Origin of the sequence: Xanthomonas sp. BRIP62418, assembly GCF_003993495.1 — a bacterium.
GTDB lineage: Bacteria > Pseudomonadota > Gammaproteobacteria > Xanthomonadales > Xanthomonadaceae > Xanthomonas > Xanthomonas euroxanthea.
Window position 1 is genome coordinate 140,209 of the sequence record NZ_QEZG01000026.1, and the last position, 14,470, is coordinate 154,678.

The following is a 14,470-nucleotide window of genomic DNA, read 5'->3' on the forward strand; positions in this document are numbered from 1 at the left end:
AGGGCTGCGCCGACCATGCCGGTCTGCATTGCAGTTGCCGATGCCGCTGACGCATTCCCTTCGCCTGTCAAGTCAACTTGACAGGCAAGATGCGCCTGCCATGGCCGGCTGTCAAGCACCCTTTACATGGTCGATCGTGTGCGCCTTTCCCCCCGCTGCGGCGCGACGATCGCGGGAAGCAGACGCAAGCAGCTGCGGCGTGCAGCGCGGGACCCGAGCTGGGTTACGCTCCCCCGATCGAACCTCGGCGGGAGCGCCAATGCGTCTGAAGATCTTGTTGGCAATTGCACTGGGCGGCTGCATGGCGGCCTCTGCCATGGCGCAGGCGCCAGCGCCGCGCACCATCCAGGTGGATCTGGGCAGCGCCGGCGGGCCGGTCGACCGGTTCTACGATCTGTCGATCGGCTCGGACTTTCCCGGCACCTTGATCCGCAGCGACAGCCAGGCGCAGCTGGTGCCCGCGGTGCAGGAGCTGGGGTTTCGCTACATCCGCTTCCACGACGTGTTCCATGACGTGCTCGGCACCGTCAAGGAGGTGGACGGCAAACTGGTGTACGACTGGACCAAGCTGGACCAGCTCTACGACGCGCTGCTGGCCAAGCGCATCCGCCCGTTCGTCGAGTTGGGCTTTACGCCCGGCGCGATGAAGACCTCCGAGCAGACGCTGTTCTACTGGAAGGGCAACACCTCGCATCCGGACCCGGCCAAGTGGACCCAGCTGATCGATGCATACGTGCGCCACATCCGGGCGCGCTATGGCGCCGAGGAAGTACGCCAGTGGTACTTCGAAGTGTGGAACGAGCCCAATCTCAAGGATTTCTGGGAAAACGCCGACCAGCAGGCCTACTTCGAGCTGTATGCGAACACCGCACGCACGATCAAGGCAATCGATCCGCAGCTGCGCGTCGGCGGCCCCTCCACCGCCGGTGCGGACTGGGTGCCGGAACTGCTGGCCTATGTTGCCAAGAACAAACTGCCGATCGACTTCGTCACCACGCATACCTATGGCGTGGACGGCGGCTTTCTCGATGAAGACGGCAAGCAGGACGTCAAGCTGTCGGCATCGCCGGACGCCATCGTCGGCGATGTGCGCCGGGTGCGCACGCAGATCCAGGCTTCGCCATTTCCGGATCTGCCGCTGTATTTCACCGAGTGGAGCAGCAGCTACACGCCGCGCGATTTCGTCCACGACAGCTACATCAGCGCGCCCTATATCCTGACCAAGCTCAAGCAGGTGCAAGGCCTGGTGCAGGGCATGAGCTACTGGACCTACACCGATCTGTTCGAAGAACCCGGCCCGCCGCCCACACCCTTCCACGGCGGCTTCGGGTTGATGAATTGCGAGGGCATCCGCAAGCCGGCCTGGTTCGCCTACAAGTACCTGCACGCGCTCAAGGGCCGCGACATTCCGCTGGGCGATGCGCATGCGTTTGCGGCGGTGGATGGCCAGCGCATCGCGGCAGTGGCCTGGGATTGGCAGCAGCCGGTGCAGGCAGTGAGCAATACCCCGTTCTATACCAAACAGGTGCCCAGCACCGACAGCGCAGCGCTGGTGTTCCGGCTGGCGCAGGTGCCGGCCGGCAACTACCGGCTGCAGGTGCGCAAGACCGGCTACCGGCGCAACGACCCGCTGTCGCTGTACATTGACATGGGCATGCCCAAGGACCTGGCACCGCGTCAGCTGGTGCAGCTGCAGCAGGCCACGCGCGATACGCCCGAGCAGGACCGGCGCGTGCGTGTGGGCGCCGATGGCGTGGTGGAGATCCGCGTGCCGATGCGCAGCAACGACGTGGTGCTGATGACCTTGGAGCCTTCGGCGCGCTGAGTGCACGGCAAGCCCTTGCCTCCGTGCACGCGGGCGAGGGCGGACGGCGCGCAGGAACCGCAGTGCGCGCATGGCACGTGCCGGGTCCTGGCGCCGGCCGCATCCGCCTGGCGGCGAATGCGGTGCTTCCGATGGCCGCGCTTACTTCAGATATGTCCTGAGAATGGCGGCGATGTCGTCGACCGCCAGCTCGCGCTCGCTCAGCGCGTCGGGCGCGGCGACGTGATGCTTCAAGTGCTCGCTGAGCAACTCCACCATCAAGCCCTGCGCAGCGCCACGAAACGCCGCCACCTGCGTCAATAACGCCGTGCAGTCCACGTCCTGCGCCAGGGCCTTCTCCAGCCCCTCCACTTGTCCACGGATCCTGCGCACGCGGGCGAGCAGCTTGGATTTGTCCTGATTCAGATGCGCCATTGCCATATACCCCCTGGGGGTACCTGAGATACCACAGGGGGGTATCGTAGCCAGGACCCCCTCCCGATGTCGATCATGCATGCCGCGCCGCACTGCGCGCAGTCGCACACCTTCGCCAGCGCCAACCCGCTGGCCGAGCGTAGCACCCGCAAGGCGGTCATCCTGACCGTGGTGATGATGGTGGCGGAGATCGTCGGCGGCTGGACGCTCAACTCCATGGCCCTGCTCGCCGATGGCTGGCATATGAGCTCGCACGCGCTGGCGCTGGGCCTGGCGCTGTTCGCCTACCGCTTCGCGCGGCGCAATGCAGGCGACCTGCGCTTCAGCTTCGGCACCTGGAAGGTCGAAGTGCTCGGCGGCTACACCAGCGCAATGCTGCTGCTGGGCGTGGCCGGCCTGATGGCGTTCCAGTCGGTGGAACGGCTGTTTTCGCCCAGGCCCATCCAGTACCAGGAAGCCACCGTCATCGCCGTCATCGGCCTGCTGGTCAACCTGGTCTGCGCCTGGTGGTTGCGCGACTCGCATGGCCATGCGCATGGCCACCACCACGGGCACGACCACGCGCATGACGGTCATGGTCATGGTCATCACCACGATGGGCACGCCGATCTCAATCTGCGCGCCGCGTATCTGCACGTGGTGGCCGATGCCGCGACCTCGGTCCTGGCGATCGTCGCGCTGCTCGCCGGCATGTACTGGGGCGTGAGGTGGCTGGATCCGATCATGGGCATCGTCGGCGCGGTGCTGGTCACCGTGTGGGCATGGGGCCTGCTGCGCAGTACCGGCCGGGTGCTGCTGGATGCGGAGATGGATGCGCCGGTGGTGGCAGAAGTGAAGCAGGTCATCGCCGGGCTGCCGCATGCCATCGCCATCGGCGACCTGCATGTCTGGCGTGTGGGCAGCGATCGTTATGCCTGCGTGGTCAGCCTGGTCACTGCGGCCGACATCGATGCGGACCTGGTGCGCGCCGCCCTGCAGATCCACGAAGAACTGGTGCACATCACCGTCGAGTTGCGTCGCCCGCGGGCGGCGCTGGCGGCGGCCTAGCGGCCCGGCAGCGCCAGCTGTGGGCGGGCCTTGCCATCGCCGGGGCAACCGGGCCTGCGCCGGCCTCGCGCGGGAAGCCTCAGGTCTTTGCCGGTGCCGGGCTGACGTACTTCTCGCGGCGGATCTGCGCGTTCGGCAGGCCGGCTGCCTTCAGGGCGTCGATGCAGCTGTCCACCATGTCCGGGTTGCCGCACAGGTAGGCGATATCGCCCTGCGCATCGGGCGCGCATTCGGCCAGCTGCTGCTGCACGTACCCGTGCCGCACATCGGCATGCGGCTGTTCCGGCAGCTCGCGCGAAAAACACGGCATATAGCGGAACTGCGGGTGCGCATCGGCAAACGCGCGGAAGTCGTCGCCGTACAGCAGCTCGGCCGGCGTACGCGCACCCTGCAGCAGCAGCACCTGCACGCCGCGGGTGGCGATCGCCTCGGCCAGCAACGGCAGCATCGAGCGGTACGGGGTGACGCCGGTGCCGGTGGCGATCAGCACATAGCGCCGGTTGTGGTCGCCCGCCGGCAGGCAGAAACGTCCATAGGGACCACTGGCCTGCAACCGGTCGCCGATCTGCAGGCCTTCGAACAGCGCGGTGGCCGAGCCGCCGGGCACGAAGCTCACCGCGATATCCACCGCCTCGCCCGGTCCGAACGCATGGTCGTGGATAGTCGCCAGCGAATAGCTGCGCTTGGTCGGCGTGCCGTCGGCGGCAGTGAAATGGATCTGGATGAACTGCCCGGGCTGGAAATCCAGCGGCTGCCCGTCGTCACGCAGGAACTGGCAGTGGGCCACGGTGGGCGCGATCATGCGCCGGTCGACAAGCTTGAGGGGAAATTGAACGGGCACGAACGTATTTAGGACAGTCTGTGATCGGGGCTTGCCCCCGCGGGCTTCTATAATAACGGCCTGTAACTCGCTGCGCCGTCACGCTGACGCGAAGGAACATCTTGAATTCCCCATCTCCGATCACCGCACCCGCGCTGCGTGTGTGCGATCTGCGCAAGACCTACGACAACGGCACCCAGGCGCTCAAGGGCGTGTCGCTGGACGTGGCGCCAGGCGATTTCTTCGCCCTGCTCGGCCCCAACGGCGCCGGCAAATCCACCCTGATCGGCATCATCAGCTCGCTGGTGAACCTGTCCGCCGGCCAGGTGGAAGTGTTCGGCACCGACCTGGTCGGCCAGCGCAGCGATGCGATGCGCCTGATCGGCCTGGTCCCGCAGGAGGTCAACTTCAACCTGTTCGAAAAACCCTTCGACATCCTGGTCAACTACGCCGGTTTCTACGGCATGCCGCGCGAGCAGGCGGCCGCGCTGGCCGAAGCAGAGCTGCGCCGCTCGCACCTGTGGGAAAAGGCCCAGGTGATGAGCCGCACGCTGTCCGGCGGCATGAAGCGCCGGCTGATGATCGCCCGGGCCATGATGACCCAGCCGCGCCTGCTGATCCTGGACGAGCCAACCGCCGGCGTGGACATCGAGATCCGCCGCGACATGTGGCGCGTGCTGAAGGAGATCAACGCCGCCGGCACCACCATCATCCTGACCACGCACTACCTGGAAGAAGCCGAGCACCTGTGCCGCAACCTGGCCATCATCAACCACGGCCAGATCGTCACCCAGGGCCCGATGCGCGAGCTGCTGGCCAAGCTCGACGTGGAGGGCTTCCTGTTCGATATCGACGGCGACCTGCCGGCCGAACTGCCGGTGATCGAAGGCACCACGCTCACCGCCATCGACGGCCACACGCTGGACCTGGACATGCCGCGCGCGATGGACCTCAACCGCGTGTTCGCCACGCTCGGCAGCGCCGGCATCCGGGTGCGTTCGATGCGCACCAAGAGCAATCGGCTGGAAGAGCTGTTCGTGCGCCTGACCGGCGACGCCCCGGCACCGGCCGATGCCGCCGCCACCGCATCCACGCCTGTCGTGCCCCACGGCACGCCGCCAGCGCAGCCGCGCAGCGGAGGCCAGCCATGAACGAGATCCACACCGTGACCGAACCCACCAACGCGCGCCGCAACTGGATTGCGCTGGGCACCATCGTGCGCCGCGAAGTGCAGCGCATCCTGCGCATCTGGGGCCAGACCCTGGTGCCGCCGGCCATCACCATGACGCTGTACTTCTTGATCTTCGGCGGGCTGATCGGCTCGCGCGTGGGCGACATGGGCGGCTACACGTACATGCAGTTCATCGTGCCGGGCCTGGTGATGATGAGCGTGATCCAGAACAGCTACGGCAACATCTCCTCCAGCTTCTTCGGCGCCAAGTTCGGCCGGCATGTGGAAGAGCTGCTGGTCAGCCCGATGCCCAACTGGGTGATCCTGTGGGGCTATGTCTCCGGCGCGGTGCTGCGTGGGGTCATGGTCGGCGCATTGGTGCTGATCATCGCGATGTTCTTCACTCCGGTGCGCATCCCGCATCCGCTGGTGACCCTGACCACCGTGTTGCTGGGCGCGACCATCTTTTCGCTGGCCGGCTTCGTCAATGCGGTGTACGCCAAGAAGTTCGACGACGTGGCGATCGTGCCGACCTTCATCCTGACCCCGCTGACCTATCTGGGCGGCGTGTTCTATTCGGTGAAGCTGCTGCCGCCCTGGGCCGAAGCGGCCACCCACGCCAACCCGATCTTCTACATGGTCAACGCATTCCGCTATGGCCTGCTCGGCAGCTCGGACGTGCCGATCTGGGTCGCCTACGCGCTGATGCTGGGCTTTGTCGCGGTGCTCAGCGCGCTGGCGCTGTGGCTGCTGCGCCGTGGCGTGGGCTTGCGGAGCTGATGACGATGGCGATGCGTATCTTGATCCTCGGCGCCGGCGGCACCGGTGGCTATTTCGGCGGGCGTCTGGCGCAGGCCGGTGTCGATGTCACCTTCCTGGTGCGCGATGCGCGCGCGGCGCAGCTGCAGGCCGATGGCCTGCGCATTCGCAGCCCGCTGGGCGATGCGGAGCTCCCGGTGGCGCATGTCACCGCGCAGGATCTGCCGGCGCTGGTGGCGCAGCGGCCGTTCGACCTGGTGATCCTCAGCTGCAAGGCCTACGACCTGGACAGCGCGATCGAGGCGATTGCGCCGGCGGTGGGCGAGCACACCACGGTGCTGCCGATCCTCAACGGCCTGCGCCATTACGCGGCGCTGGACGAGCGTTTCGGTGCGGCACGCGTGCTGGGCGGGCTGTGCTTCATCAGCGCCACCAAGGGCGCGCAGGGCGAGATCCTGCACCTGGGCAAGCCGGCGGCGATGACCTTCGGCGAGCGCGATGGCAGTGCGGAGTCGACGCGCGTGCAGGCATTTGCGGCAGCCTGCACGCAGGCCGGCATCGATCATGTGGCCAGCGCGCAGATCGCGCAGGAGCAGTGGATCAAGTACAGCTTCCTCACCGCGCTGGCGGCGGCCACCTGCCTGATGCGTGCGCCGGTCGGGGCAATCGTCGCCACCGACGACGGCCGCGCGTTGATCAACGGCGTGTACAACGAATGCCTGTGGGCCGCCGATGCGGCCGGCCAGCCGATTCCGGAAAGCGCGCGCGCCAAGGCGCTGCAGACGCTGTTGCAGGTGGATTCGCCATTGAAGGCCTCGATGCTGCGCGACCTGGAAGCCGGCCAGGAGGTGGAAGCGTCGCAGATCGTCGGCGACATGCTCAGGCGCGTGCGCGAAACCGGACGCAACGCACCACTGCTGATGGCCACCAACGTGCATCTGCAGGCGTATCAGGTGTTGCGGCATAGCTGATGGGCATGGCGGGCGGGCGGGCGCGTCGCCCCCCATCCGCCCTTCGGGCACCTTTCCCCGCAAGCGGGAGAAGGCAGTGGCAGCCCCGCTGCATTACTGGACGAGCGGCCTGCGTCGTCCCTACGCCGCTTAGCCGCGGCAAATTCTTCTCCCGCCTGCGGGAGAAGGTGGCGCAAAGCGCCGGATGAGGGCACGCCGGGGGTCGGCGCAGCCTTCGCGCCGTCACGACGCCACGCACACGATGCTCTGCAGCCCTCCCTCGCCGTCGTCATCATGAAGCTGCTCAGCCATCTGTTCCGTGCCGGTCACTTCGTGATCCTGGCGTTCTTCGTGCTGTGCGCGGCGGGCCTGGTGACGATGGCCGGGCTGGAGTTGTGGCATGGCTTCACCCCCGGCGGCGACATGGTAGTGCGCGACCGCTTCAACGTGGTGCTGGAAGCCGTCGGTCTGCTCACGGTGGCATTGGTGACGCTGGAGCTGGGCCAGACGATCTTCGAGGAAGAGATCCTGCGCGACGTCAAGGTCAGCGGGCCGACACGCGTGCGCCGCTATCTGTCGCGCTTTTTCGTGGTGATCGTGATCGCACTGGCGATCGAAACCCTGGTGTCGATCTTCGAGCTGATGCACGCCGATCCGGCCAAGCTGCCATATGCCGCGGCGGTTGGCTCGTGTGCGGCATTGCTGCTGATTGCCTGGGGCGTGTTCGTCAAGCTCAATCGCAGCGCCGAAGAGCTGGAACCCGAGGCGATGGCAGAAACCAAGCGCGAAGATCGCGAGGTCGAGGAATAGGCCAGCGCAGGCGGCTGCCGGTTACGCAGCCGCATCTTGCGGGGTACGCATGTGCACCTGGTGCGCCCTGCCATGCGCGCATGACAGGTGCCTGGCCGGCTGCACCGGCGACGAGAACAGCGCTGGTTGCAGCCTCAGCCCTTGTCCGTCATCGGGAGTGCCGGCACCGAGGTCGGCTTGCCGTCGTCGCCGAGCGCGATCATCACGAAGTGGCCGCGGGTGCACAGCTCGCGCACACCGCTGAGCAGGTCCTCGGCGATCAGTTCCACTTCCACCTTGATCGAACTGCGCCCCACCGACACCACCCGCGCGATGGTTTCCACCATCTGGCCCTGGCGGATCGGCAGCTTGAAATCCACCTGGTCCGAGCGCGCGGTCACCACCGCACGCCGCGCATAGCGCGATGCCGCCAGGAATGCGGCCTTGTCCATCCACGCCAGCGCCTGCCCGCCGAACAGCGTGCCCATATGGTTGGTGTGGTTGGGGAACACGATCTCGGCCATGCGGGCTTCGATCGGTGGCGGGGTCTGCAAGCTGTCTGACATGAGGGGTTCCAGTGGAGAGGCGCTGCGTGCCAAGGCGATTGCAGCAGCCTGACACAGACAGGATAGGCGGTCAGCCGCAGCGGCGTACGCCGGAACGCAGCGCAGCGGCCACGGCGATCCAGCGTGCCGACGCGGGCGCTTGCGCACTGCCGCTGCGGGAGCGTCGCCGATGGCCGGCATCCTGCGTGACTCTCGCATGCACTGCCGCGTGCACGATGAGGCCATCGGGACGGCGGTCGCGGCCGGGGCCGGGGCCGCTCCTACGAGGGCATCGCGTTCGCGTCAGCAATCGCCTGGCGAGACGGCGGCGTGCAGCACTCTTCTCGATGGCATGCAGCCGCGGGGAACATGCAACCGTAGACGCGCAGGCCCCTGCGCCGCCACGGTGGCTCAGAGGCTGGTCTTGACCGCAGTTTCCACCTGCGCCGGCGACTGGAAGCCGGGCAGGCGTGCCACCTCGCTGCCATCGCGGTACAGCGCCAGGGTCGGGGTCTGGCGCAGGCCCAGGCCGCGGAAGAACTCCTCGCCTACCACTTCCAGCTTGACCTTCAACAAGGCCACGCCCTCGGCGGCATCGCTATTGGCGAACTTGTCCAGCGACATGTCGAGCATGCGGCAGCCGGGGCAGTTGTCCTTGTAGAAATCCACCAGCGCGCGCGGATGCGCGGCCAGGGTGGCGGTGTAGTGCTCAGGCGACGTGACGGTAATGGTGTGCATCGTGGGGATCGTGTTGGCATTGGGCCAGGACCTCGTCGGTCCAGGCGGCGATGGCCTGCGCGTCGCGCACGCCGTGGGGCATCTGTTCGATGGTCAAACGCGGAAACGGGCTGGCGAAGAACTGTGCGATGCGATGCACTGCACCGCAAAAATAGTCCTCCCCCCACTGCGTTTCGCCGGTGCCGAACACCGCCACCCGCGGCGGCTTGCCCAGCGTTTCGACCAATTCGACGATGAAACGTTTCATCTCTGCCGGCGTGCGGCCACCGTTGTCGGTCCAGCTACCGAGCACAAACAGCTCGTACTGCCCGGGCGCATGCGGCACCTGCTCCAGCCGCTGCACGTCGGTCTCCAGCCAGGTCACCGTGTGCCCGGCCGCTTCGCAGCGCAGTGCGACACTGCGTGCGACATCGCGCGTGTTGCCGCTCAACGAGGCCAGTGCGAGCAGGATGTTCATGGGGCGGGGATTCGGGAGTCGGGATTCGTTGAAGAGCTGAGATTGGAGAGTTGTGATTGGGGATTCGCAAGAGCGCATCAAGTGCTTGTTGCAGACTTCTAATTCCCAGCCTTCAATCTAGGATCCGGATAGGCGTATCAATGCTGCTGCGACGAAGTCCAGATCTCGAATGCCTAATCCCGACTTTGCAGCGAATCCCTAATCCCTAATCCCGAATCCCGAATCCCGGCTCCTCACAGATCGTCGAAGCCGTTATCGGAATTGGTCTTCTTGTACGAGGCATTGCGCATCTCGAAGAAGTCGGTCTTGGTTTCGGTGAAGTTGTCGGCGTAGGCCTTGATCCACGGCATCACGTTGTCGTTGGCGCCTTCGTACAGCTTCTCGATGCCGAGCATGCCGGCCATCTTGTTGGCGCGGTACTTCACGTAGCGGATCATCTCGTCCACGTCGATGCCGTCGATGCCGTCCAGCACTTCGGCCGTCCACACCGTTTCCAGGTCGATCGCGTGCTCGAAGGCCTTGTGCACGTAGTCGGTGAGCTGGTCGCCCTGCAGCGCCTGGTTCTCGCCGATGATGGCGCGAATCAGCTCGCTGATGAACTTGGAATGGGCCAGCTCATCGCGGTTGATGAAGCTGATGATCTTGCCGGTGCCGGTCATGCGGTTCTGGCGGACCAGATTGTAGAAATACGCAAAGCCGGAATAGAAGTTGATGCCTTCCAGGATCGAGGACTGGATCAGTGCGCGGATCAGCGTTTCGGCCGTCTTGTCGCGCATGAAGTCTTCGTAGGCGCCCATGATCGGCGCATTGCGCTTGATGATGGTCGGATGCGTGCGCGCGATCTCGAACACGCGGTTCTGGTCGGCCAGGCCGGTGATCGAGGCCAGCACGTAGCTGTAGCTCTCGTTATGGATCACTTCCTGCTGGCCGATGATGGCGGCATTGGCATGCGCGGCCGGGTCGGTGATGTATTCGGCGACGTTGTAGATGAAGCGCGTCTGCGGCGAATCCAGCGTGGCCAGCAGGCCGATGATCGAGTCGTAGGCATTCTTCTCGCGCGCCGACAGCTCGTTGTACTGGCGCGCGTCGCCCTTCATGTCCACCTCGTCGGGGATCCAGAAGTTGGTCGACAGCTCCTTGTAGGCCCGATAGAAGGACGGGTACGGGATGTCGTTCCAGTTGAGGATGCCGGAGGTTTCGCCATTGATGATGGCGGTGGAGCGGTTGGGGTGACGCGGCTCCAGGATCTTGATGCGCTCAAGCGGTGTTGCGGACATGGGTCTCTACTCGTGTTTCAGGCGTCGCGCGCGCGTGCAGCGGGGACGACGGCAGCAATCATTCTGGAAGAAAGCCCCCTGCGTGAGGGGGCGCGCCGAAGGCGCGGGGTGTGGGAGCTGGTGAAGCAGGGTCCACGGTTCGCAACGCGAACCGTGGAAGCGAAGCGCGAATGCGCTTAGCTACTGCACCACTCGCACTCGCTGATATCGATATCGTTGGAACGCACGTAGTACGTGGTCTTCAAGCCTTCGCGCCAGGCGGTCATGTGCAGGTCCAGCAAGGTGCTGGCACGGATGGTGCTGGGCACGTAGAAGTTGAAGCTGATCGACTGGTCGACGTGGCGCTGGCGACGCGCGTTCTGGCGCACGCTGGCGAACTGGTCGACCTTGTAGGCACCCTTTTCGTAATACGGCCAGGTTTCCAGCGACAGGCCCGGAGCGGCGACCGGACGGCGGAAGTCCTTCTTTTCTTCGTAGTAGAACGCGCTGTAGATCGGGTCGATCGAGGCGGTGGAACCGGCGATCTGCGCGGTGCTCATGTTCGGCGCAACCGCCAGCATCCAGGCATTGCGCACGCCATTGACGGCCACCTGCGCGGCCAGCTCCAGCCACTGCGGGCTGTTGTAGTCGCGCGCACGGAAGTACTCGCCGGTGTGCCAGTCGCTGCCGCGGAACACGCTGTAGGTGCCCTTTTCCTTGGCCAGCTCCATGCTTGCCTGGACGGTCAGGTAGTTGATGCGCTCGTACAGCTCGTCGCTGTAGTCCTCGGCTTCCTTGGCATTCCAGTGGATGGACTTCTGCGCCAGCAGATGGTGCCAGCCGAAGGTGCCCAGGCCGATGGCGCGGTACTTCTGGTTGGTGATGGTGGCCTGCGGCACGGGCAGCTGATTCAGGTCGATCACGTTGTCGAGCATGCGCACCTGGATCGGGATCAACCGCTCCAGCACGTCGGCGCCCAGCAGGTCGGCCTGGTCTGCCTGCACGGTGATCGCGCGGCCCAGGTTGATCGAGGACAGGTTGCACACGACGAAGTCGCCGGCCTTCTTGGTGGTGACGATCTGATTGCCGCTGATGATCTCCTGCATCATCCGCGTCGGGCTCATGTTCTGCAGGATCTCGGTGCACAGGTTGGACGAATAGACCATGCCCTCGTGCTTGTTCGGGTTCTTGCGATTGACTTCGTCGCGGTAGAACATGAACGGGTTGCCGGTTTCCAGCTGGCTGACCATGATCCGCTTGAAGATCTCGATCGCCTTGACCGTCTTGCGGGTGATGCGCTCGTCGGCAACCACTTCCTCGTACTTGCGACGGAAGCTGCTGTTGGCGTCGCCCTTCTTCTCGTCGTAGAAGTCCTGCAGGTACCAGCCCTTGATCCGCTTCACTTCGTGCGGATCGAACAGATACCAGTCGCCGCGACGCTCGACCGCTTCCATGAACAGGTCGGGGATGCACACCGAGGTGAACACGTCATGCGCGCGCAGGCGCTGGTCGCCGTTGTTCAGGCGCAGATCCAGGAACGCCTCGATGTCGCGGTGGAAGATGTCCAGATAGACCGCGATGGCGCCCTTGCGCTGGCCCAGCTGATCCACCGACACGGCGGTGTTGTTGAGCTGCTTGATCCACGGCACCACGCCGCCGGAGGAATTGGACACGCCGCGGATCGCCGAACCGGACGAACGCACATAGCCCAGGTACGCGCCCACGCCGCCGCCGTGCTTGGACACGCGCGCCACGTCGGTGTTGGAGTCGTAGATGCCCTGCAGGCTGTCGTCGACGGTGTCGATGAAGCAGCTCGACAGCTGGCCGCCGACCTTGCCGGCATTGGCCAGGGTCGGGGTGGCCACGGTCATGTACAGGTTGGACAGCGCCCAGTAGGCCTCGCCGACCAGCTGCATGCGGCGCTCGCGGCTGCCCTTGCCGTTGCCGATCTCGTCCTGCATCAGGTACAGCGCGATGGTCAGCCAACGCTCCTGCGGCAGCTCGAACACGCCGCGCGAGTTGTCGGTGGCCAGGTAGCGCGTGGCCAGCAGGTACAGGCCGTTGTAGGCGAACAGCTTGTCGCGCTCGGGCTCGATCATCTTGCCGGCTTCGATCAGTTCGTCCTTGGAGTAGCGGCGCAGGATGTCGTTGGAATAGACATTGCGGTCGGCCAGGCTCTCCTGCAGGCCGACGAACGAGCCGTACTTCTGGCTGGCGTCGTAGAAGCGGTTGCGGCTGGCGCGCTTGTACAGGCGGCGCAGGTACAGACGCGCGGCAAAGTGCTCCCACTCCGGGGTGGTCAGATCGACGCGGGCCTCGGCCTCGCGGATCAGATGGTCGACCAGGTCGTCGGCGTTGACGCTGTCCTTGCGGTCGACGAAGCCGAACACCGAGCGCTTGTAGTCGGACACGTCCAGCTGCGGGAATTCGGCATGGATCTGGTCGATGGCGCGCTCCAGGCGCTCCGGCTCGAACGGGATCCGGCGGTTGCCGGCTTCCTTGGTGATCCAGGTGGCGACGGCTTGTTCTTCGATGGTCTGTGCGTGCATTGCAATGGCTTGGCGGGGAGGCGGCACGATATCCGACGGGTCGGTCAATTCCGGCGCGCCGCAACCGGGTGCGCTGACACCGGCGGGAACGCTGGTGGGTGTTGCGGTACCGGCGGCGATCGCGGCAAGGGTGTCGTTGGTGGTCATGCGTCCTCCATGCGTAGGCACACGAACCCGGCTGGGGGACGGGTTGCGGCCGGATCCGGACTCCCTGGACAGCGATGGCGGTGCGCAACGACCAGCACGCAGGACACGGGGTCCGCGGCGGCATCGCCTCACCAGCCATCTCCTTACCGGAGATTCCACGGCCGCCACCGCGCGGTGTGCTGTCGCGCAGTGGTCGGTGGCGAAACAACAGCGGCGCAACGAGACCACGCCGCCTGCTCCAGGCGAGGCCCGGATGGCTGTGATCGTTCATCGCTGCCGCCGCGGAGAGGCGTCTGATTGGCAACCTGCTGCAAATCATGCTCTCACTGGTCCGGACGCCTTGGGGCGACCAACCACCGACTCCCCCAAGATAGTGGGGTCACCCGGAGGGGTCAACACCAAATGTAGGAAATTCCCGAAAACCCTTACAGCACAAAGCACTGTCTGACGAACGGTCAGCAAGAGGCTGGGAACCCGTCCAATTGGACTGCGCAGTCAAGGCCTAAACCGGCATTTCCATCGACCAGTTGGGTCCGGTTGGGTTGGCTGCGACACGCATCGATGCTGAAGCCGGTCAGTTGGCCGAGACCGCCTCAAGCGGCACCGCACGCCTGGCGGGCCGCCGGTACGCCCAAGCTGCGGGAGCAAACTCGCCGCTGCCGAATCCAGGTGTGCGCCGCCTCTCTCTTTATTGGACGTTGCGGTAGAGGGCCCTGCAGCAAGGACGCGCAGCGTCGAGGGCGCGGTGCCCTCACCGCACCAGACAGTTGGCCGGCTGCTTTATTAAAACCATGCACACCAACCATCTCGACTGGTCCTTGCCCGCCCACCGTCGCGGGACCTTGAGCGGCATGGATGCCGCGCCAGAGCCTACAGGGACGTACTTGCGGCGTGTCCTGCGAGGGTGGGCGGGCAAGGACCCTGCAGCAAATTTGCAGTGTCGAGGGCGCGGTGCCCTCACCGCACCAGACAGTTGGTCGGCTGCTTCATTGAAAACCATGCG

13 protein-coding genes are annotated in these 14,470 nt (G+C 65.4%); 6 read left to right on the top strand and 7 right to left on the bottom strand.

The features are described from left to right. Positions 1 to 259: 259 nt before the first annotated feature. Positions 260 to 1,825: a beta-xylosidase gene (locus tag EO174_RS04220; protein WP_126942480.1), complete on the top strand. Its 1,566-nt coding sequence runs from the start codon at positions 260 to 262 to the stop codon at positions 1,823 to 1,825. Positions 1,826 to 1,966: 141 nt separating this feature from the next. Here EO174_RS04220 and EO174_RS04225 read toward each other — a convergent pair whose 3' ends face one another. Further along, positions 1,967 to 2,239, bottom strand: a complete 273-nt coding sequence (locus EO174_RS04225) for a metal/formaldehyde-sensitive transcriptional repressor (protein ID WP_104584178.1) — start codon at positions 2,237 to 2,239, stop codon at positions 1,967 to 1,969. Positions 2,240 to 2,305: 66 nt separating this feature from the next. Here EO174_RS04225 and dmeF point away from each other — a divergent pair, with 66 nt between their 5' ends. Continuing rightward, positions 2,306 to 3,286, top strand: a complete 981-nt coding sequence (dmeF, locus tag EO174_RS04230) for a CDF family Co(II)/Ni(II) efflux transporter DmeF (RefSeq protein ID WP_126942483.1) — start codon at positions 2,306 to 2,308, stop codon at positions 3,284 to 3,286. Positions 3,287 to 3,365: 79 nt separating this feature from the next. On the opposite strand, the gene EO174_RS04235 is transcribed toward dmeF, so the two are convergent. Next, complete coding sequence (locus EO174_RS04235) at positions 3,366 to 4,088, bottom strand: ferredoxin--NADP reductase (RefSeq protein WP_208414103.1); 723 nt, start codon at positions 4,086 to 4,088, stop codon at positions 3,366 to 3,368. 140 nt (positions 4,089 to 4,228) lie between these two features. Between EO174_RS04235 and EO174_RS04240 the strand changes: the two genes are divergently transcribed. The 4 genes from EO174_RS04240 (at position 4,229) to EO174_RS04255 (ending at position 7,796) form a co-directional block, all read left to right on the top strand. Further along, on the top strand, positions 4,229 to 5,257 hold the full coding sequence (locus tag EO174_RS04240; RefSeq protein WP_208412254.1) for an ABC transporter ATP-binding protein: 1,029 nt from the start codon (positions 4,229 to 4,231) through the stop codon (positions 5,255 to 5,257). Then, positions 5,254 to 6,057, top strand: a complete 804-nt coding sequence (locus EO174_RS04245; protein ID WP_104584169.1) for an ABC transporter permease — start codon at positions 5,254 to 5,256, stop codon at positions 6,055 to 6,057. The genes EO174_RS04240 and EO174_RS04245 overlap by 4 nt, the downstream gene beginning before the upstream one ends. A gap of 5 nt (positions 6,058 to 6,062) precedes the next feature. Further along, complete coding sequence (gene panE, locus EO174_RS04250; RefSeq protein ID WP_206515037.1) at positions 6,063 to 7,007, top strand: 2-dehydropantoate 2-reductase; 945 nt, start codon at positions 6,063 to 6,065, stop codon at positions 7,005 to 7,007. A 273-nt stretch (positions 7,008 to 7,280) separates the two neighbouring features. Next, the gene (locus EO174_RS04255) at positions 7,281 to 7,796 is read left to right on the top strand and encodes a hypothetical protein (RefSeq protein ID WP_104584167.1); all 516 of its coding nucleotides are present in this window, start codon (positions 7,281 to 7,283) and stop codon (positions 7,794 to 7,796) included. A gap of 134 nt (positions 7,797 to 7,930) precedes the next feature. On the opposite strand, the gene EO174_RS04260 is transcribed toward EO174_RS04255, so the two are convergent. The 5 genes from EO174_RS04260 to EO174_RS04280 form a co-directional block, all read right to left on the bottom strand. After that, positions 7,931 to 8,341 (bottom strand): acyl-CoA thioesterase, encoded by a 411-nt coding sequence (locus EO174_RS04260; protein ID WP_104650303.1) that lies wholly within the window; start codon positions 8,339 to 8,341, stop codon positions 7,931 to 7,933. Positions 8,342 to 8,731: 390 nt separating this feature from the next. Then, positions 8,732 to 9,058, bottom strand: coding sequence for a thioredoxin family protein (locus EO174_RS04265; protein WP_104650304.1), 327 nt, complete (start codon positions 9,056 to 9,058; stop codon positions 8,732 to 8,734). Beyond that, positions 9,030 to 9,515, bottom strand: coding sequence for a flavodoxin (locus tag EO174_RS04270; RefSeq protein WP_104584160.1), 486 nt, complete (start codon positions 9,513 to 9,515; stop codon positions 9,030 to 9,032). The genes EO174_RS04265 and EO174_RS04270 overlap by 29 nt, the downstream gene beginning before the upstream one ends. 233 nt (positions 9,516 to 9,748) lie before the next feature. Next, positions 9,749 to 10,792: a ribonucleotide-diphosphate reductase subunit beta gene (locus tag EO174_RS04275; protein ID WP_039521116.1), complete on the bottom strand. Its 1,044-nt coding sequence runs from the start codon at positions 10,790 to 10,792 to the stop codon at positions 9,749 to 9,751. 176 nt (positions 10,793 to 10,968) lie between these two features. After that, positions 10,969 to 13,467 carry a ribonucleoside-diphosphate reductase subunit alpha gene (locus tag EO174_RS04280; protein WP_119129836.1) on the bottom strand — a complete coding sequence of 833 codons (2,499 nt, stop codon included), beginning with the start codon at positions 13,465 to 13,467 and terminating at the stop codon, positions 10,969 to 10,971. Positions 13,468 to 14,470 lie beyond the last annotated feature (1,003 nt).